Below are 19,166 nucleotides of genomic sequence, written 5' to 3'. Positions count from 1 at the left end.
GTCAGCCGGCGTCGTCCAGCGCGTGCACGCGCATGCCCAGGTCGTCGTGCCAGGGCGTGCGCCAGGCGGCCCGGGCCAGCACACGCTGGCCATCCTTCAGGCCCGCAGCCCAGCGGGCGGCGAGCCGGCTGTCGCTGAAGTCGATGTCGCGCCAGGAGTCCTCGCCCGGGAGCGCCTGCATCACGAGATGGACCACGTCGATGCGTGAATCGCAGCCCAGCGCCAGCAGCGCCTTCACGGCGGGGTCCGCTGCCGTCTTCGCGTCCAGCCGGCGGCCGATGACGCGCAGCGCACGGCGCAGGTTCTGCATGCGCTCATGGTCGTCCAGGTGCTCGCAGATGCGGCTGGCGTACTGGATGTCCTTGTAGCGCGTCAGCGCGCCCGCCATGGTGCCGGGCGCGGCCTCGCTGGCGTCCCACAGGTCCACCATGAAACACAGCGTGTCGCGGCGCTCGGCGTCGTCCAGCACCACGTCCAGCGGCGTGTTGCTGTAGATGCCGCCATCCCAGTAGGCCTCGCCGTCGATGACCACTGGCGCGAAGCCGGGCGGCAGCGCGCCGCTGGCCAGCACATGCTCGGGGCCGATGCGCGTCTTGCCGTCGCGGTTATCGAACAAGGCCAGCGCCCCCGAGCGCACGTTGACGGCGCACAGCGTCAGCCGCGTCTCGGCGGCGGCGATGCGGTCGAAGTCCACCAGCTCGCGCAGCGTGGCGGCCAGCGGTGAGGTGTCGTAGAAGCCCAGCTCGGCCAGCGGCGCGCGGCGGTTCATGTCCCAGGCCTGCGGGCCGCGCGGCTTAAAGAAGCCGGGCACGCCGCTGGTCAGCGTCTGCCAGGTCTGCAGGCCCTGCTGCCACAGCGCCGTCCAGGGGCTGGCGGGCAGCTGGAACGATGGCGCCGGCCGCGTCACGCGGTCCCAGAAGCTGCGCAGCGCGGCCAGCCGGTCGGCCGGCGCATTGCCGGCGATCAGCGCAGCGTTGATGGCGCCGATGGACGTGCCCACCAGCCAGTCCGGCGGCAGCTGCGCGTCCTTCAATGCCTCGACGAAACCCGCCTGGTAGGCGCCCAAGGCGCCGCCGCCCTGGAAGACGTAGACGGTCTGGGGCGGGCGGCGGGTGGCCATGGGTCAGCCCAGCTGGACGGCGTCGTCGCAGGGCACGGCGCGGAACACTGGCAGCTGCTCGACGGCATCGGCATGCGCGGCCAGGTGCGGGAAGGCCTCGGCCGGCGCGCACTCGGGCAGCACGAAACGCGTGAAGCCCCAGGCCACGCCCACCGTGATGCCGGCCTGCGTGAGCCCGGCCTCGGTGACCGTGTGCAGCGGCCGCGCGGCCAGCTCGGCGTCCAGCGCGCAGTGGGCGGCGGCCAGCTGCCCCGTGACGCGGTCCACCCAGGGCTGGTGGTGCTTCTCGGCCGGGCGCAGGCCGCGTTCGTAGACGATCTGCGCGGTCTTCTCGCAGGCCGCCAGCGCCAGGCCGATGAGCCGCAGCTCGTGTTGCAGCCCGGCCGGCGTGGTGGGCAGCAGGCTGCGGCCGGCCAGCGCCTCGGCGTACTGCAGCAGCAGCGTGGAGTCCATCAGCACGGTGCCGTCGTCGCAGACCAGCGTGGGCGCCTTGACGACCGGGTTGATCTGCCGGAACGCGTCGAAGCCGCGGAACACCGACACGGCCGCATGCTCGAACGGCAGCCCCAGCAGCCGCATCGAGATGGCGACGCGGCGCACGAACGGCGAGTCCAGCATGCCGATGAGCTTCATGGCTTGTCCTTCTCGTCCTTGCCGCCATCGGGCGGGCTGGGCATGGGCAGCAGTTCGTCCGCGACCTCGCGGCCGTGGCGGCGCTCGATCTCGGCGCGCATCACGCGGTTGTACGCGTCGGCATGGGCCTGGGTCAGCGGCGTCGGCGACTTGCCCTTGTTGACCCACGTGAGCCCGTAGCGCTGCTTCGCGAGCCGGGCCTGCGCGGGTGTGACCGCGTCGCCGAAGGTCTCCAGCTGCAGCAGGCTGGCCTCGACGTCCGCACGGGCCCGGGCCTCGCCGCGCGCGGCCGCGCCGGCCGGGTTGCCCACGCGCAGGTCCACCGCCGCGACGAGCTGCCGCTCCACCTTGCCGGGCCGGTTGGCCTCGATGACGCCGAACTCGCTGAACAGCACGTAGACGACGCCCGCCGCCAGCAGTGCGCTGAGCACCGCCACGACGTGGATCTTGCGCACGCCGCGGCGCTGCTGCCACTTGGGCTCCACCCAGTCAGGAAACATCGCGGGCGACGGGTCGGGTTTCACGGTGCTCGCCGAACGCGGCGATCAGCGGCATGGCCTGCGCGATGACGGCCTTCACGGCCGGCAGCTGCAGTGACGCCTTGTGCGCGGCGGCGTCCGTCCAGACCTCGGTGACCCACACGGTCACGTCGTCGGCGGGGTCCTCGGCCACCACGTAGCTCAGGCAGCCCGGCATGTCGCCCGTCTCCGCCAGCAGCAGGCGGATGAGTTCGGCCCGCCGGCCCTCGGCCGCCTTGAAGCTGCCAATCAATCCATACATCGCATCAACTCCTTGGGCCACGATTTTCCGCCAGCGGCGCGAGCGCGGCCCGCACCCGCCCCTGCCAAGCCGTGCGCTCGTCGGCCGCCCAGTCGGGCCAGCGGCCGGCGTCGGCCTCCAGTTCGTCCGCCAGCGCCTGCAGCGGCGCCTGCCCGGACACGCGCGCCGCCAGGCTCAGCCGGGCCAGCCACTCCTGCGCCTCGCGCACCTTGGGATAGGCCGCGAACAGCCAGCGCGCCACGTCGGGCCGCGCGCGCCAGTCGTCGACGGTGCCGAAGCGCGCCGTGGCCAGGGCGGTCAGGCGCTGGCCGGCGCCCAGGCAGTCGAAGGCCACGCAGCCGCTGAAGCCGCGCTCGATGAGGTCGCCGTGGATGCCGCAGCGGTGGTCGGCGCACAGGTGCCGGCAGGGTGTCTCGGCCGGCTTGTCGAAGCCGAAGCCCTGCACGGCGTCGAACGGCGGAATCACGCAGCACAGCGCCGCGCAGGACGAGCAGTCGGCCAGCAGGTGCGCGGGCAACTGGGCGGCCTGCATCAGGGCGCCGCGTCGTCCGATACGCCCACCATCCAGCTGACGCCGAAACGGTCGGTCACCATGCCGAACAACGGTGCCCAGAAGGTCTTGCGCAACGGCATGCTCACCTGGCCGCCCTCGGCCAGCGCCGCGAAGGCCTCGCGGGCGGCGTCGGCGTCGGGGCAGTCCAGCGACAGCGAGAAGCCCTTGAAGCTGGCCTCGCCACCACACAGGCCGTCGGACATCATGACCAGCGCGCCGCCGATGTGCACCGACGCATGCATGACCTTGTCCTCCGCCCCCGGCGGCAGCATGCCCTCGGGCGGCGGCTCAGGGCTCTCGGCATTGCGCATGAGGAACTCCACCTTGGCGCCCAGCGCCTGCTGGTAGAACTCGATGGCTTCCTCGCAGCGGCCGTCAAAGAACAGGTAGGGCTCGATCTTCATCGCAGTCTCCGAGACATCGGCGGTATGCCAACTCTACGGATTCTTGAAATCGCCGGCGGTCGAGATGATGAAACTGTCGGCACGGATGTGCTTGCGCCAGGCGGCGTTGGCCTGCTCGACGGTCACATTCGCCAACGCCTCGTCACGCTTCTGTGCCTGGCCCCAAGTCTCGCCGCGCTCGGCCATGCTGGTGAGGCCACCGGCCAGCGCGCCGGGGTCGGCGCGGCCCTGCTTGCGGCCTTCCAGGATGTCCTTCTTCGCACGCGCCAGTTCGGCGGAGGTGAGGCCGTCGCGGGTCATGCGCTCGACCTCCTCCTGCACGACGGCGATGACGCGCTCGCGCTTGTCCGGCGCGTAGCTGGCCTGGATGGCGAAGCTGCCGGCATTGCCCCAGTAGCCGGCGCCCAGCGAGGCGCCGATGCCGTAGGTCAGGCCCTCTTTCTGGCGCACGCGCTCGGACAGCCGGCTCTCCAGCCCGCCGCCGCCAAACACATGCACGGCCAGCTCCAGCGCCGCGTAGTCGGCGTCCTCGGTGTTCAGCGGCAGCGTCTGGTGCAGGCGCACGATGGCATTGGCCTTGTCGCGCGCGATGGCATCAAAGCGCGCCGGCGGCACCGCCACATGCTGCGGCACATGGCGCACGAACTTCGGCGCGGCCGGCTTCTTCCAGTCGCCGAACAGCTGCTCCAGCTCGGCGGCCAGGCCGTCCGGCAAGGCGCCGACGACGCTGACCTGCGCCTCGTTGGCGCTCCAATAGTCGGCATAGAAGCGCTTCACGTCGTCCAGCGTCGTCGCCTTCAGGTTGGCGATGCGCTCGTCCACGCTCATCACGTAGTCCGGGTGGCCCAGCGTGACGCCGCGCGCGGCGTTGTAGTGCTTGCGCGTGGCCTCCTGGCGCAGCACGCCGGGCTCCTGGCGCGAGGCCTCGATGCTGGCCAGGCTGGCCTTCATGTCGCGGTCGAAGCCGTCCTGCGGCAGGTTGGGCCGGCGCAGTGCGTCGGCGGCCACGCGCAGCGCGGGCAGCAGCGTGTCGCGCTCGGCGCTCAGGTAGATGGTGGCGCCCTGGTCGTAGCTGGTCACGTTGAAGCTGGCGCGCAGCTTGATGAGCGCGTCCTGCAGCTGCTGCTTGGTGTAGCCGGCGCTGCCCTCGTCCATCAGCTGGCCCACGGCACCGGTGCCGTTGCGGGCGAAGGTGGCGTCGCGCTCACCCCAGCGCAGCTGCATCTGCAGCACCACGGTGTTGCCGCGCGTCTGCTTCTGCAGCGTGTGAAGCGCGATGCCGCTGGGCAGCGTCGTGCGCCTGGTGCGCGACTCCAGCACCGCCGGCACCGGCTCCAGCTGCTCGCCGGACTCCACCTTGGGCGGGCCCTTCAGGTCGGCCAGCCGCCGGTCCAGCGGCGGCGCGACGGGAATCTCCACGCGCTCCACGGCCGCGGCCGGCAGGTAGCGGCCCAGCGTGCGGTTGGCGGGCTTGAAGTAGGCCGCGCGCACGCGCTCCACGTCGGCCAGCGTGACCTTGGGAATGTCCTCCATCAGCTGGAACAGCAGCCGCCAGTCGCCGGCGGCGATGAGGCCGGAGATCTGCTGGATCAGTGCCTCGGGGTTCTTCATCTGCTGGCGGTAGCTGTTGACGGCGATGTCGCGCACGCGCGCCAGCTCGCTCTCGTCGAACGGCTTCGCGTCGCGGCCTTCGGCGAGGTCCAGCAGCAGCTTCTCGACCTTGTCCACATCCGCGCCTGGAGGCAGCGCCGCGAACGCGTTGGCCACGCCCGGCTCCGCGCCGCCCGAGCCGCCGATGCCGGCCGCCACGGCCAGCTTGGTGTCGACCAGCTGCTTGTAGAGCTGACCGCTGGGCTGCAGGCTCATCAGCAGGCCGTAGACGATGAGGGCCGGCGTATCCGGGTGCGTGATGGCGGGCACGTGGTAGGCCGCCAGAAGAATCGGCTGGCCGCCCACGCGGCGCACGACGACGCTGCGCTCGCCGTCCTGCGGTGGCTCCACCGTGTACGGCTGCGGGATGGGCTCGGCGGGCCGGGCCAGCGGGCCGAAGTGCCTGCCGATCAGCGCCAGCGTGGCCGCCTTGTCGAAGCTGCCGGCGATCAGCAGCGTCGCGTTGTCGGGTCGGTAATAGCGCTTGTAGAAGCCCTGCAGCTTCTCGATGGGCACGTTCTCGATGTCGCTCTTCGGGCCGATGGTGGCGTGGCCGTACGGATGCCAGGCGAAGGCCGCCGCGTTGACGCGCTGGGCCAGCACGGCGAAGGGCTGGTTCTCGCCGCGCTCGAACTCGTTGCGCACCACCGTCATCTCGGTGTCCAGGTCGGCCTTGGCGACGCGGCTGTTCACCATGCGGTCGGCTTCCAGATCCAGCAGGAAGGCCAGCGTGTCGGCATTCGCGTTGAAGCTGGCGAAGTAGTTCGTCCGGTCCGTCGTCGTCGTGCCGTTGAAGCGCACGCCGCGCTGCGCCATCGCACCGGGGATGTCCTTTTGGCGCGCGGTGCCCTTGAACAGCATGTGCTCCAGCAGGTGGGCCATGCCGTACTCGCCCGGCGCCTCATGGCGGCTGCCGACGCGGTAGGTGATGTTGACGGTGGTCGTCGTCTGCGTCGCGTCGGGGAACAGCAGCACCTGCAGGCCGTTGGGCAGGCGGTACTCCTCGATGCCGCCCAGCTCCCGCACCGGCTCGGGCTGTGCCGCCGCGGCGACGGCCACCGGGCGTGGCGCGCCGGGCTTGACGCGCGCCGCCGGCTGCGCCTGCGCGCTCCCCAGCGCCAGCCCCAACAGGGCAGCGCCCAGGCTCCGCGCCACCCACCCATTCACCGTGATCCGCATCTGTCTCGCTCCAGCGGCCGCATGTTCGGCCTGGCGCGGATTCTGCGTGCTTTTGCGACGGGGGCCGTTCGTCAGATCCTAATCGCCGCTTGGGCAGCCCGGCGCGGCGTCAGCGGAACACGCCCACGGCGTCCACCAGGCTGGCCGCCTGCTGGCGCAGGCTGTAGGACGCGGCCGTGCTCTGTTCCACCAGCGCGGCGTTCTGCTGCGTCACCTGGTCGAGATGGCTGACGGCCTGGCCCACCTGGGCGATGCCGGTGCTCTGCTCGCGCACCGAGCCGCTGATCTCGCCGATCAGGTCGGACACGCGCTGCACCTTGGTCTGGATCTCGGCCATCGTCTTGCCGGCGTCGTCCACCATGCGCGAACCGGCCTCCACCTGCTCCACGCTGGCGCCGATCAGCGACTTGATCTCCTTGGCCGCCTCGGCCGAGCGCTGCGCCAGGCTGCGCACCTCGCCCGCCACGACAGCAAAGCCGCGGCCCTGCTCGCCGGCACGCGCGGCCTCCACCGCCGCGTTCAACGCCAGGATGTTGGTCTGGAACGCGATGCCGTCGATGGTGCCGATGATGTCGGCAATGCGGCGCGAGCTGGCGGAGATGTCGCCCATGCGCGCGATGACCTGGGCCACCGCCTCACCCCCCTGCGCCGCGGCGGAGCGCGCCTGGCCCGACAGATCGTTGGCCTGCGCCGCCGTGTCGGCGTTGTTCTTCACGGTGGCGGTCATCTGCTCCATCGACGAGGCCGTCTGCTCCAGGCTGGACGCAGCCTGCTCGGTGCGCGAGCTCAAGTCCTCGTTGCCCTTGGCGATCTCGTTGACGGCGGTCTGCAGGTTCACCACCTGCTGGCTGACGTCGCTGACCAGCCAGCGGAACATCAACCCCAGCTGGCTGATGCAGCGCATGCTCATGCCGATCTCGTCGACACGGCCCATGTCGGCCACATCCTGCTGCGCGCCGGTGGCGACGGCCAGCGCCTGGCGCTGCAAGGCCTCCAGCGGACGCGCGAACATCTGCTCGAAGACGATTGCCGTGATGACCATGCCGACGCCAACGACCGACGCCAGCCGCGCCAGCGCCGCCCAGTCCGACGCGATGGGCATGCCCACCAGCAGCATGACCAGCCACACCACCGACAACGTGAGCCGGATGCGGCCCCGCGCGCCCATCGTCTTGCGCCAATTCGACAGTGCCCCGAAAGCCCCGCGGCCCAGCAGCAACCCCTTGTGCAGGCGCACGCTGGCGCGGCCCGCTCGCATCTCGGCATAAAGCTGCTCGGCCGCGGCGGCCTCGTCGCGAGAGGCCCGCGTGCGCACCGACATATATCCCTGCGTGCGCCCCCCGCGCACGATAGGCACCGCGTTGGCCCGTACCCAATAGTGGTCGCCGTCCTTGCGGCGGTTCTTCACCAGCCCGGTCCACGGCTCGCCGCCCTTCAGCGTGGCCCACATGTCGGCGAACGCCGCTTCCGGCATGTCTGGATGGCGCACGAAGTTATGCGGCTGCCCGATGATTTCTTCTCGCGTGAAGCCGCTGACCGCGACGAACGCGTCGTTGGCGTACTTCACATGGCTCTGCGGATCGGTGGTTGACATCAGCGTGGCATCGGCCGCGAAGTCGAACTCACGCTGGGTCACCGGCTGGTTGACGCGCATATCACCTCCCTGAATGGTTGATGCGTATTCCGGACGCCCCATGATCGCGCAATCACTCCGGTTGAGGGCGGCGTTAGTGCGATTCGCGCCACTGCCTGGGAAAGCCCTCATTCGGTGCTGGATGGCCGTCAACCACAGCGCGACCATGGCCAACGGCCGCACGAAGGGCGGGTCGTGCAGCTGGAAGTGGCCGCCCGCGGCCAGCGCGAGGTCGGGCCGCGGCGGCTCGCGCACCCGCAGCAGCGCAGCCGCGACGGCTGCAACGGCCGAGCAATCCGGCAGCAACAGCCGCGGCAGCAAAGCGCACATGCCAAGCCGCCTCATCGACGGGGGCTGGCCGGCCAGCTGGACGCCGCCAGTAGCACGGCCGGTCCCGGTGCCTGCCACGGAGGCTGCCGTTGATCGTCGGCCTCGCGCACCGCCGCAGGCCGGGCGCCCGGGGCGTTCTGCAAAACCCTCTCTAGAGCTTGCGTGCCGGAAGCTGTGCCAGCAGCAGCGCGCCGGCCATCACCCACATGGGCGCCGCCAGCGCCGTCGCCGCGGCCAGCATGCCGAAGCCCATGGGCATGCTCACCGTTGCGCCGTTCACCGTCAGCATGCGCAGCCCCAGCGCCTGGCCGTGGCGCTCGGGCGGCGTGGCGCGGTGCATCATGGCCAGGATCATGGGCTGCACCGAGCCCAGCGCCGTGCCCAGCAATGCCGAACCCAGCATCAGGCCCAGCGTGCCGGGCAGCCAGGCGTAGGCGATGAAGGTCAGCGTCGCCAGCGCCATCGCGGCGCGCAGCACGCGGGCCTCGTCGATGTCGTCGGCGAAGCGCACGATGGCCAGCCGCACGGCGGTGGCCGCCGTCGCGAAGCTGCCCAGCACCAGCCCGATGCTGGCCGCCGACAGCCCGCGCGCATGGCCCACCACGGGCACGACGAAGCTGTGCGCATCCCACCCCGCCGACAGCGCCAGGTTGACCAGCAGCAGGCGCCGGTAGGCCGGCAGGCGGAACAGGTCCCACGCCGCGGGTTCGCGGAAGCTCTTGGTGACGACCTTGGGCGGGTTGCGCGGCACCTTGCGCGCCAGCGCCCAGGCCAGCAGCGGCAGCAGCGTGGCCAGGCCGAATGCAGCGGTCATGCCGACGTGGTCGATCAGCAGGCCCGCGACGATGGGCGACAGCGCGTTGGACAGCGCCGGCCCCAGCGCCATCCAGCTGAAGATGCGCTTGAGGTCGCCGGGATCCTCGGCCATCAGCCCGGCCTCGCGCTGCAGCGCGACGGCCGCCACGGCCACGGCGCCGCCGCACAGCAGGCAGCCGGTGGCGATGGCCCAGAGCTTGGGAATGGCCAGCGCCAGCAGCGCGCCGGCAAACGCCAGCGCCACGCCCACGCCCACCGGCCGATGAAAGCCGTGCCGGTCGGCCAGCCGGCCGGCCCACAGCGACAGCACGATGGGCGCCACGGCGAACAGGCTCAGCAGCATGCCCACCGACGCCTCGCCATAGCCCTGGTTCAGCACCCACAGGCTGGCGGTCACGCGCGTGGTGGCCATGCAGGCGTGCACGCAGATGATGGTGGCGATGAGCCACCAGAACGCGTCGCGCATGGCCCTCTTCGCCACCGGCGCGCGCGCGGGGTCGGTCACTCGGCGTCCTCACCCAGGCTGAGTTGCAGCAGTTGCTGCGCCGCGTCGTCGGGCAGCGCCTCCACGCCCTTGAGCTTGCGCGTCATCGCGCGCGTGCGCACCTCGGCGGCGTCCAGCGTGTTGCCGGCTTCTTCCAGCTTCTTCTTCGCCTTGGCCAGCACGTCGCCGAACTTGCCGAACTCGGTCTTGACGGCGCCCAGCACCTCCCAAACCTCGGCCGAGCGTTTCTCCAGCGCCAGCGTGCGGAAGCCCATCTGCAGGCTGGTCAGCGTGGCCAGCAGCGTCGTGGGGCCGCACAGCATGACCTTGTGCTCGCGCTGCAGGCTCTCCAGCAGGCCGGGGCGGCGCAGCGCTTCGGCGTAAAGCCCTTCCGTCGGTACGAACAGGATGCCGAAGTCGGTGGTGTGCGGCGGGGCCACGTACTTCTCACGGATGGTCTTGGCCTCCAGCCGCAGCCGGTTCTCGATGGCCTTGCCGGCGGCCTCGGCAGCGGGGGCGTCGGCGCGCTCCTGCGCATCGAGCAGGCGCTCGTAGTCCTCGCGCGGAAACTTCGCGTCGATCGGCAGCCACAGGGGCTTGCCGTCGTTGCGCTGCCCGGGCAGCGAGATCGCGAACTCCACGCGGTCGTTGGAGCCCGGCAGCACCGCAACGTTGGCGGCGTACTGCTCGGCGGTGAAGACCTGGTCCAGCAGCCCGGCCAGCTGCACCTCGCCGAACACGCCGCGTGTCTTCACATTGGTCAGCACACGGTTCAGCGAGCCCACGTCGCGCGCCAGGTTCTGCATCTCGCCCAGGCCCTTGTGCACCTGCTCCAGCCGCTCGGCCACCTGCTTGAAGCTCTCGCCCAGGCGCTGCTCCAGCGTCGCGTGCAGCTTCTCGTCGACGGTGGCGCGCATCTGCTCCAGCTTCTTCTCGTTGTCCTGCTGGATGGCGGTGAGGCGCTGCTCCACCGTCAGGCGCAGCTCGGCCAGGCGCTGGTCGTTGGTCTTGGACAAGGCCTGCAGCTGCTCGCGCATTGCATCGTTCAGCTTCTGCATGGATTCGGCCTGGGCCTGCACGCCGCGCAGCGCGGCGGCATCCTGCGCCTCGCGCGCGGCCAGCGCCTGTGCGCTGAGCGACTGGTTGCTTCCCTGCAGCCCCTGCGTCAGCACCTGCTGGAACTGCGCCAGCCCCTGCAGCAGCTCCTGCCGCGTGCCGCTGGCGCTGCGGCCCAGCTCGTCGCGCAGCTCGCGCTCCAGCCGCTCGTTGCCCTGCAACAACTGGTCCGCGGAGAAGGCTTTCTGGCGCATCCAGACCAGCCACAGCAACACCACCACCACGGCCAGCAAGGCCAGCAACACCGCATCGAACACGCTCATGCGGCCATTGTCCATGCTGGCCGCGGGGCCGCCGCCGGCCGCCCATGCTTCACGCGCTCGCTGGCCGGCCTACGGCGCGACCAGGCCCTTCATCACGCGCGGCATCTCGGCCTCGATGAGCGCCTCCAGCGCCTTCACGCGCTGCTCGGGCGCCGTGGTGGCCCAGGGGTTGGCCTCGCCGGCCTCCACGGGCAGCCGCGCGGCCACGGCCAGCGACTGCTCGCGCTTGAGCCGCATGTCGGTGAGGTCGATCAGCGCGACGCGGATGGACACGAATGGCGCGAACACCGGCTTGCCGGGCTGGCCGTCGAAGCCGATCTGCCCGCTGGGGCGCTGGTCCAGCACGAAGCCGGGGCCTTCCAGCGTGGCCAGGATGCGGCCGGGCAGCGCGGCAGCCAGCGCCGGCTCCTGGCGGCTGCGCGTGACCAGCAGCAGGTTGGCTGCGCCGCTCTGGCGCACCGCGGCCGTCAGGTTGCCGGGCAGGCTCAGCCTGCCGTCGACGAACAGGTTGGCCGGGTCGCCAAACAGGCTGCGCGTCGTGGACGTGTAGAGCTTGGCCTCGCGCTTGTCGCCGCTGGCCTTGACGGCCTCGTTCAGCGCCTGCAGCACGGCGTCGTCCAGCGTGCCGGCGGGGGTAGCGGTCCACTCGCCGCTCTGCACCGTGTCGCCGCGTGCCGGCGTCAGCGCCAGCAGCTGCACGCGGTCGCCCAGCAGCGCCAGCGCGGCGAACTTGTTGGGGTCGCGCGGCGTCTTGTCGTCCTCCACCTTCTCGGGCGCCTTGCCGGGTTCCGGGCGCTTGATGCGGTCGGACTGGCCGAAAGCCAGGGCGGGGGCGAGAACGAGGGCAAGCAGCAGCGGTTTCATCACAGGGGCAGGATTTCGGGATTCAGCGGCGTGGGCGGCGGGGCGCCGGTCAGCGCGGCGATCAGATTGTCGGCGGCAAGCGTGGCCATGGCGATGCGCGTGGGCATCGTGGCGCTGCCGATGTGCGGCGTCAGCACCGCGTTGGGCAAGGCCAGCAGCTCGGGGTTCACCTGCGGTTCGCCCTCGAACACGTCCAGGCCCGCGGCGGCAATGCGCCGCTCGCGCAGCGCTGCTGCAAGCGCGTGTTCATCGACGATACCGCCACGCGCGATGTTGACGAGCGTGGCCGTCGGCTTCATCAGCGCCAGCTCGGCCGCGGCGATGCAGTGGTGCGATTCGGCCGAGTACGGCAGCACCAGCACGAGGTGATCGGCCTCGCGCAGCAACGCTTCTTTACTCAGGTAGCGCGCGCCCAACTCGCCTTCCGCCTCGGCCGGCAACCGCGAGCGGTTGTGATACGCAACCTGCATGCCGAAGCCGAAGCGCCCGCGCCTTGCGATGGCCTGGCCGATGCGGCCCATGCCCAGGATGCCCAGCGTCGTGCCGTGCACTTCCGCGCCGGCCAGGAAGTCCCAGCGCCAGCTCTTCCAGCCGCCGTCGCGCAGCAGCCGCTCGCCCTCGCCCATGCGCCGGGCGGTGGCCATCAGCAGCGCGAAGCCGAGGTCGGCGGTCGTCTCGGTCAGCACGTCGGGCGTGTTGGTGACGAGCACGCGGCGCGCCGTGCAGGCGGCCAGGTCGATGTGGTTGTAGCCCACGCTCATCGTGCAGATGGCGCGCAGCGCGGGGCAGGCGTCCAGCAGCTCGGGCGTGATGCGCTCGGTGCCGGTGATGTAGGCACCGGCCTTGCCCTGCAGGCGGCCGCGCAGCGCTTCGGCGGTCAGCGGCAGCTCGCCGTCGTGGTAGTCCACGTCGAAGTGCGCCTTCAGCTTCTCGAGGACTTCGGGCGGCGCAAGCCGCGCGACGAGGATCTTCTTCAATGCATCCATATCGAGGCCATCACGAACAACAGCGGCAGCAGCACCGCGCTAGACCACAGCAGATAGCCGCCGAAGCTGGGCATCTTCACGCCACGCTCCTCGGCAATCGCCTTGACCATGAAGTTGGGCGCGTTGCCGATGTAGGTCATCGCCCCCATGAAGACGGCGCCGCCCGAGATGGCGGCCAGCACCGGCGCGCCCTCCGTCATCAGCCGCGCCGCGTTGCCACCGGCGAGGTTGAAGAAGGCGAGATAGGTGGGCGCGTTGTCCAGCACCGACGACAGGCCGCCCGTCAGCCAGAAGTAGGCCGCCGGCGACGGCTGGCCGTCGGCGCCCGTCAGCAGCGCGGCCAGCGGCGCGAACACGCCGGCCGGGCCGGCCTTGAGCATGGCGATGACGGGCACCATGGTCAGGAAGATCGCGATGAACAGCTTGGCCACCTCCTGCATGGGCGCCCACGAGAACTGGTTCTTCTCGCGCACGCCGGCCGGCGTGATCCACAGCGATGCGGCCGTCACGGCGAGCAGGCCCAGGTCACGCACCAGCGCCTGCAGCGGCAGCGACGTGCCCCACAGGTCGAACACGATGCCGGGCTTCCAGGTGCCGCTCATCAGCACCAGGCCCACGGCCACGGCCAGCGGCAGCAGGTTGATGCTGCCCTCCAGGCCCAGCCTGGGGGTGTCGGGCGTGGGGTCGGCGCGCGTGACGCCCTCCTTGCGGTACAGCCAGGCGTCGACGGCGCAGAACACGGCCAGCAGCGACACCAGCAGGAACAGCGTCTCGCCCCACAGCTGGCTGGCCGTCCAGAAGAAGCCCACGCCCTGCAGGAAGCCGAGGAACAGCGGCGGGTCGCCCAGCGGCGTCAGCGAGCCGCCGACGTTGCTGACGATGAAGATGAAGAACACGACGACATGCGCGTTGTGGCGCCGGTTGTCGTTGGCGCGAATCAGCGGGCGGATCAGCAGCATGGAGGCACCCGTCGTGCCCATGAAGCTCGCCAGCACGGCGCCCAGCGCCATCAGGCCGGCGTTCAGCGCCGGGCTGCCGTGCAGGTTGCCGCGGATGAAGATGCCGCCGGCCGTCGTGTACAGCGCGCCCAGCAGGATGGTGAACGGCAGGTACTCCTCCACCAGCGTGTGCACCAGCACATGGCCCGTCTCTCCGGCGCCGAAGACCAGCGTGAACGGCAGCAGCAGCGCCACCGTCCAGGCCGCGGCGATCTTGCCGAAGTGGTGATGCCAGAACGCCGGCGCCGCCAGCGGCATGACGGCGATGGACAGCAGCAGGCCGGCGAAGGGGGCGGCCCAGGCCAGACCCAGTTCGGCACCTTGCAAAGCCATCAGTCCTCCAGGAAGCGGGCGAACTCGGCCACCGGCGCGCGTTCGGTGACGAGGCCGTTCTCGACGGCAGCGGGGTCGGCGAACCCCAGCGACATGCCGCACACCAGCATCTGTTCGTCATTCAGCTGCAGCTCCTCGGCGATCAGCCGGTGGAACTGCGTGAACGCCGCCTGCGGGCAGGTGTGCAGGCCGCGGGCGCGCGCGGCGATCATGACGTTCTGCAGGAACATGCCGTAGTCCAGCCACGAGCCCTGCTGCATGACGCGGTCGATCGTGAAGAACAGCCCCACCGGCGCATCGAAGAACACGAAGTTGCGGCCGTGCTGGTGCTGCATGCGCGCCTTGTCGGTCTTGGCGATGCCCAGCAGGCCGTACAGGTCCCAGCCCACCTTGCGGCGGCGGTCGATGTAGGGGCTGCGCCACTCGTTCGGGTAGTAGGCGTACTCCTCCCGGTGAGCGGTGTTCTGCTCGGGGTCCAGGTAGGCGGCCTGGATGCGGCTGGCAGTGCGCTTGAGCGCCTCGCCCGTCAGCACATGCACCTGCCACGGCTGTGTGTTGGTGCCCGACGGCGCCCAGCGGGCCACCTCGAGGATGTCCTCGACGGTCTGGCGCGGCACCGGCGTGGGCAGGAAGGCGCGCAGCGAGTGCCGGGTCTTGATGGCGGCGTCCACCGCGGCGGTCTGCTCGGGCGTGGGCGTGGCGAAACGGCTCATGGGGTCAGGGCTTTCAAAGCTTGAAGGTAGGCGGGCGGCAGCTCGGTCACCGGGCGGCGGCTGTCGCGGTCCACGTAGACGTGCACGAAGTGGCCGCGCGCGGCGCACAAGTCCGATCCTTCGGCGAACAGGCCGATCTCGTAGCGCACGCTGGAGCGGCCCTGGTGGGCCACGCGCACGCCAGCGTCGATCTTCTGCGGGAAGGCCAGCGACTCGAAGAAGTTGCAGTGCGTCTCCACGACCAGCCCGATGACGCCGCCGGCATGGATGTCCAGCGCGCCGGCCTCGATGAGCAGGCGGTTCACGGCGGTGTCGAACAGGCTGTAGTACACGACGTTGTTCAGGTGGCCGTAGACGTCGTTGTCCATCCACCGCGTCGTCAGCGGCACGAATTGCGGGTAGGCGTGGCGGGCGTCGGGCTGCGGTCGCGTCATGGGGCGGCATTCTTCCATGCGTGCATTGCGCCACAGGAACGCCCGCCATCGCCGCACCGCACTTGCGCGCGGCGAAACCCCGGAGCGACACTGGCCCGGAGCCCGTCGGCTCGCAAGGAGCACTCGCATGAACCGAACGCTTGCAGGTCTTGCCCTCACATGCGCCGCCCTCGTGGGCTCCCAGCCGGCGCTGGCGCAGAACGCGACCAAGGACGACGCGGTGGCCATGGTCAAGAAGGGTGTGGCCTACATCAAGGCCAGCGGCAAGGACAAGGCCTACGGCGAGATCACCGCCAAGAGCGCCCAGTTCATCAAGCACGACCTCTACCTCGTCGTCTACGGCCTGGACGGCAAGTGCCTGGCGCACGGCGCCAACGAGAAGCAGGTAGGCCGCGACCTCATCGACCTCAAGGACATCGACGGCAAGGCGTTCGTGCGCGAGCGCGTGGAGCTGGGCCGGTCCAGCCCCAAGGGCTTCTGGCAGGACTACAAGTTCACCAACCCGACGACCAAGAAGATCGAGCCCAAGCAGATGTACTGCGAGCGGCTGGACGAAACCATCGTCTGCGGCGGCATCTACAAGTAACCCCTGGCCGGGTGCCGCCATGAAGCTCGCTGCCAAGATGCTGCTGCCGCCGATGGCGGCGCTGGCGGTCGTGCTGGCCATCGGCCTGGGCAGCACCCTGCTGTCGCTGCGCGAGGTGGTGGCCGCCAACGAGGCCGGCCAGCAGCGCAACGAGGTCTTCATGACCACGGTGGCGGTGCAGACCCAGGTGGGCGAGATGCACGGCGGCGTCTACCGCGCCATTGCGCTGATCTCGTCGCTGGACGATGCCAAGGTCAAGGCGCTGCGCGCGCAGCTCAAGACGCAGGTCGAAGGCGTCTCGCGCACGCTGCAGACGCTGGCCGACATGGACAGCACGCCGCCCGAGACCGACGAACACATCAAGCAGTGCCTGCCGCTGCTGCAGACCTACCTGACCAAGGCCGACGGCGCCATCGACCTGTCGTCGGTGGACCCCAACACCGGCGTGGCCGCCATGCAGGACGCCGAGGCACGCTACAAGGACGTGGCGGCGCTGATCGGCAAGATCGTGCAGAGCATGGGCGCCGACCAGCAGGCCGCCGCGGACAGCCAGCAGGACGGCGCACGCCGCCGCGCGTGGCTGTTCGCGCTGGTGTCGCTGCTGGCTGCCGGCGCCGGCATGGGCGTGCTGCTGGTCAACCAGCGCCGCATCGCGCGCGACGTCCACGCGTCGCTGTCGCTGGCCGAGGCCGTCGCCGCGGGCGACTTGACGCGCCGCGCCGCGCCGACCGGCCACGACGAGCTCGCGGGCCTGATGCGCGCGCTGAACCAGATGTGCGAGCAACTGGCCGGCACGGTGGGCGAGGTCATGCGGGTGGCGGACTCCATCCGCACCGCGTCCGCCGAAATCGCGTCGGGCAACCAGGACCTGAACCTGCGCACGGAGCAGACGGCCTCCAGCCTGCAGGTCACCAGCTCGTCCATGGCGCAGCTGACCGGCACCGTGCACCAGAGCGCCGGGCATGCGCAGACGGCCAACCAGCTCGCCACCAGCGCGGCCGATGTGGCCCACCGCGGCGGCAGCGTCGTGCAACAGGTGGTGGACACGATGAACGACATCGCCGCCTCCAGCAAGCGCATCGCCGACATCATCGGCGTCATCGACGACATCGCGTTCCAGACCAACATCCTGGCGCTGAACGCCGCCGTGGAGGCAGCGCGCGCCGGCGAGCAGGGCCGCGGCTTTGCCGTCGTGGCCGGCGAGGTGCGCAGCCTGGCGGGCCGCAGCGCCGCGGCGGCCAAGGAGATCAAGACGCTGATCGGCGCCAGCGTGGAGCGCGTCGAGTCCGGCGCCCGCCACGTGCAGGAAGCCGGCGCGACGATGGGCGAGATCGTCGGCGCCGTGCAGCGCGTGACCGACATCATGGGCGAGATCAGCGCCAGCGCGTCGGCGCAGAGCCAGGGCATCGCCGACGTGAACCAGGCGGTCACGCAGGTCGACGACATGACGCAGCAGAACGCCGCGCTCGTCGAGCAAAGCGCCGCCGCGGCCGAGTCGCTGCGCGAGCAGGCGCAGCGGCTGGCGCAGGTGGTCAGCCAGTTCCGCGTGCGATAGCGGCCCAGGACTGCGCCGCGAGGTTCAGCGTGGTGACCTGCACGGCCACCGTCGTGGCCAGGTCGTGCCCGTAGCCACCGGCCATGCTCAGCGCCACCGGGATGCGCCGCTCGCGCAGCGCCGCCAGCACGCGGCGGTCCCGCTCGGCCAGGCCGTCATAGGTCAGCTTCAACCGGCCCAGGCGGTCGGCCTCGTGCGGGTCGGCGCCGGCCAGGTAGAACGCCAGCCCTGGCTGGCAGCGCCGCCACACGTCGTCCAGCGCGGTGTCGAGCGCGGCCAGGTAGTCGGCGTCGCCGCAGCCGTCGGGCAGGTCCACGTCCAGGTCGCTGGGCTCCTTGCGGAACGGGAAGTTGCGCGCGCCGTGCATGGAGAACGTGAACACCGTGTCGTCGTCGCGGAAGATGGCCGCGGTGCCGTTGCCCTGGTGCACGTCCAGGTCGATGACCAGCACGCGCAGCGTGCTGCGGTGGCTGCGCGACCACTCGGCCTGCATCAGCCGCGCGGCGACCGCCACATCGTTGAAGACGCAGTAGCCCGAGCCCTTGTCGGCGTAGGCATGGTGCGTGCCGCCGGCCATGTTGGCGGCCACGCCGTCGGCCAGCGCGGCGCGCGCCGCGGCGATGCTGGCGCCCACCGAGCGCCGCGAGCGCTCGGCCATCGACGGGCTCCACGGGAAACCGATCTCGCGCTGCTGCGCCGCGCTCAGCGTGCCGCGCTGCACAGCGTCGATGTAGTCGGGTGTGTGCACCAGCGCCAATTCGTCGTCGCCGGCGGCCGGCGCCGGCTGCATGCGCAGCAGCCCCGGCTCGCGCTCGAAATGCTCGCGCAGCAGCCGGTACTTGGATTGCGGGAAGCGGTGCCCCGGCGGCAGCGCCAGGCTGTGGGCGTCGGAATGGAAGGCGAGCATGGGGGTCGGCGCAAGGCTCGCAACGATAGCGTCAGCCGTTTTTCACGCGCGGCCATCCCTAATTTGCTGCACCGCACAAAAAAGTGCTTGCAATCCGCCAAAGCGCTCCTATCATTCAGCTCATGTTGCAGTGCAGCAATCAAGCACGGCAAACGTTTCATCCACTCGAAATGGGAGTCTCTCCATGCTGACCGCTGAACAAGTCCTCGCCGCCCACAAGGCCAACGTCGAAACCCTCTTCGGCCTGACGAACAAGGCGTTCGAAGGCGTCGAGAAGCTTGTCGAGCTGAACCTGCAGGTCGCCAAGACCGCGCTGAGCGAAGCCGCCGACACCACCGCCGCCGCGATGTCCGTGAAGGACGCGCAGGAACTGCTGTCGCTGCAGGCCGCGCTGCTGCAACCCACCGCCGAGAAGGCCGCTTCCTACAGCCGCCACGTCTACGACATCGCCTCCAGCACCGGCGCCGAAGTGGCCAAGGTCGCCGAGAGCCAGTTCGCCGACGCGCAGAAGACCTTCTCCACGATGGTGGACACCGCTGCCAAGAACGCCCCGGCCGGCACCGAGAATGCCGTCGCACTGGTGAAGTCCGCCGTGGCCGCCGCGAACAACGCGTTCGAGTCGGTGCAGAAGGCCACCAAGCAGGCCGTCGAAGTGGCCGAAGCCAACTTCCAGGCCGCCACGACGCAAGCCGTCAAGGCCACGCAGACGGCCACCCGCACCGCCAAGCGCGCTGCCGCCTGATTCCGCGCAGGCTCCGTGCCTGCCGACACCGCAGAAAGCCCGGCGTCTGGACGCCGGGCTTTTTTCATTGGCGCCGCCTGGCGTCGA

The 19,166-nt window shown here is 70.6% G+C and carries 19 protein-coding genes; 3 read left to right on the top strand and 16 right to left on the bottom strand.

The window, feature by feature from the left end; translation table 11 throughout:
* Position 1: 1 nt before the first annotated feature.
* The 15 genes from ACG04Q_RS11700 to ACG04Q_RS11630 all read right to left on the bottom strand — a co-directional run bounded on the left by ACG04Q_RS11700 (position 2) and on the right by ACG04Q_RS11630 (position 15,289).
* On the bottom strand, positions 2–1,120 hold the full coding sequence (locus ACG04Q_RS11700) for a patatin-like phospholipase family protein (RefSeq protein ID WP_394511098.1): 1,119 nt from the start codon (positions 1,118–1,120) through the stop codon (positions 2–4).
* A 3-nt stretch (positions 1,121–1,123) separates the two neighbouring features.
* A complete protein-coding gene (locus ACG04Q_RS11695; protein ID WP_394511097.1) occupies positions 1,124–1,753 on the bottom strand; it encodes a glutathione S-transferase in 630 nt (209 codons plus the stop codon).
* A complete protein-coding gene (locus ACG04Q_RS11690) occupies positions 1,750–2,253 on the bottom strand; it encodes a hypothetical protein (protein WP_394511096.1) in 504 nt (167 codons plus the stop codon). Before ACG04Q_RS11690 ends, ACG04Q_RS11695 begins: the two co-directional genes overlap by 4 nt.
* Complete coding sequence (locus tag ACG04Q_RS11685; protein ID WP_394511095.1) at positions 2,243–2,533, bottom strand: putative quinol monooxygenase; 291 nt, start codon at positions 2,531–2,533, stop codon at positions 2,243–2,245. The genes ACG04Q_RS11690 and ACG04Q_RS11685 overlap by 11 nt, the downstream gene beginning before the upstream one ends.
* A 4-nt stretch (positions 2,534–2,537) precedes the next feature.
* Positions 2,538–3,065 (bottom strand): hypothetical protein, encoded by a 528-nt coding sequence (locus ACG04Q_RS11680; protein WP_394511094.1) that lies wholly within the window; start codon positions 3,063–3,065, stop codon positions 2,538–2,540.
* Positions 3,065–3,490, bottom strand: a complete 426-nt coding sequence (locus ACG04Q_RS11675) for a VOC family protein (protein WP_394511093.1) — start codon at positions 3,488–3,490, stop codon at positions 3,065–3,067. Before ACG04Q_RS11675 ends, ACG04Q_RS11680 begins: the two co-directional genes overlap by 1 nt.
* A gap of 33 nt (positions 3,491–3,523) precedes the next feature.
* Positions 3,524–6,319: a M16 family metallopeptidase gene (locus tag ACG04Q_RS11670; protein WP_394511092.1), complete on the bottom strand. Its 2,796-nt coding sequence runs from the start codon at positions 6,317–6,319 to the stop codon at positions 3,524–3,526.
* 109 nt (positions 6,320–6,428) lie between these two features.
* Complete coding sequence (locus ACG04Q_RS11665; protein WP_394511091.1) at positions 6,429–7,973, bottom strand: methyl-accepting chemotaxis protein; 1,545 nt, start codon at positions 7,971–7,973, stop codon at positions 6,429–6,431.
* Between the two features lie 460 nt (positions 7,974–8,433).
* A complete protein-coding gene (locus ACG04Q_RS11660; protein WP_394511090.1) occupies positions 8,434–9,603 on the bottom strand; it encodes an MFS transporter in 1,170 nt (389 codons plus the stop codon).
* On the bottom strand, positions 9,600–10,961 hold the full coding sequence (locus ACG04Q_RS11655; RefSeq protein WP_394511089.1) for a DNA recombination protein RmuC: 1,362 nt from the start codon (positions 10,959–10,961) through the stop codon (positions 9,600–9,602). Before ACG04Q_RS11655 ends, ACG04Q_RS11660 begins: the two co-directional genes overlap by 4 nt.
* A 69-nt stretch (positions 10,962–11,030) precedes the next feature.
* Positions 11,031–11,825 (bottom strand): hypothetical protein, encoded by a 795-nt coding sequence (locus tag ACG04Q_RS11650; protein ID WP_394511088.1) that lies wholly within the window; start codon positions 11,823–11,825, stop codon positions 11,031–11,033.
* Positions 11,825–12,811 (bottom strand): 2-hydroxyacid dehydrogenase, encoded by a 987-nt coding sequence (locus ACG04Q_RS11645; protein ID WP_394511087.1) that lies wholly within the window; start codon positions 12,809–12,811, stop codon positions 11,825–11,827. Before ACG04Q_RS11645 ends, ACG04Q_RS11650 begins: the two co-directional genes overlap by 1 nt.
* Complete coding sequence (locus tag ACG04Q_RS11640; RefSeq protein WP_394511086.1) at positions 12,799–14,142, bottom strand: sodium:proton antiporter; 1,344 nt, start codon at positions 14,140–14,142, stop codon at positions 12,799–12,801. Before ACG04Q_RS11640 ends, ACG04Q_RS11645 begins: the two co-directional genes overlap by 13 nt.
* On the bottom strand, positions 14,142–14,855 hold the full coding sequence (locus tag ACG04Q_RS11635; protein WP_394511085.1) for a nitroreductase: 714 nt from the start codon (positions 14,853–14,855) through the stop codon (positions 14,142–14,144). Before ACG04Q_RS11635 ends, ACG04Q_RS11640 begins: the two co-directional genes overlap by 1 nt.
* The gene (locus ACG04Q_RS11630) at positions 14,852–15,289 is read right to left on the bottom strand and encodes an acyl-CoA thioesterase (protein ID WP_394511084.1); all 438 of its coding nucleotides are present in this window, start codon (positions 15,287–15,289) and stop codon (positions 14,852–14,854) included. The genes ACG04Q_RS11635 and ACG04Q_RS11630 overlap by 4 nt, the downstream gene beginning before the upstream one ends.
* A 127-nt stretch (positions 15,290–15,416) precedes the next feature.
* Between ACG04Q_RS11630 and ACG04Q_RS11625 the strand changes: the two genes are divergently transcribed.
* Together ACG04Q_RS11625 and ACG04Q_RS11620 are read left to right on the top strand one after the other, a co-directional pair.
* Positions 15,417–15,875 carry a cache domain-containing protein gene (locus ACG04Q_RS11625; protein ID WP_394511083.1) on the top strand — a complete coding sequence of 153 codons (459 nt, stop codon included), beginning with the start codon at positions 15,417–15,419 and terminating at the stop codon, positions 15,873–15,875.
* A 19-nt stretch (positions 15,876–15,894) separates the two neighbouring features.
* Positions 15,895–17,430, top strand: coding sequence for a methyl-accepting chemotaxis protein (locus tag ACG04Q_RS11620; protein ID WP_394511082.1), 1,536 nt, complete (start codon positions 15,895–15,897; stop codon positions 17,428–17,430).
* On the opposite strand, the gene ACG04Q_RS11615 is transcribed toward ACG04Q_RS11620, so the two are convergent.
* Entirely contained in the window at positions 17,408–18,337 is a 930-nt protein-coding gene (locus ACG04Q_RS11615) for a histone deacetylase family protein (protein WP_394511081.1), read from the bottom strand. The genes ACG04Q_RS11620 and ACG04Q_RS11615 overlap by 23 nt on opposite strands.
* A gap of 184 nt (positions 18,338–18,521) precedes the next feature.
* Here ACG04Q_RS11615 and ACG04Q_RS11610 point away from each other — a divergent pair, with 184 nt between their 5' ends.
* Positions 18,522–19,079, top strand: a complete 558-nt coding sequence (locus tag ACG04Q_RS11610) for a phasin family protein (RefSeq protein WP_394511080.1) — start codon at positions 18,522–18,524, stop codon at positions 19,077–19,079.
* The last annotated feature ends 87 nt before the right edge of the window (positions 19,080–19,166 follow it).

Origin of the sequence: Pelomonas lactea (assembly GCF_043555885.1) — a bacterium.
GTDB lineage: Bacteria > Pseudomonadota > Gammaproteobacteria > Burkholderiales > Burkholderiaceae_C > Pelomonas > Pelomonas lactea.
The sequence above is the reverse complement of the archived record's forward strand: the minus strand, read 5'-3'. Positions and strand labels throughout refer to the sequence as shown.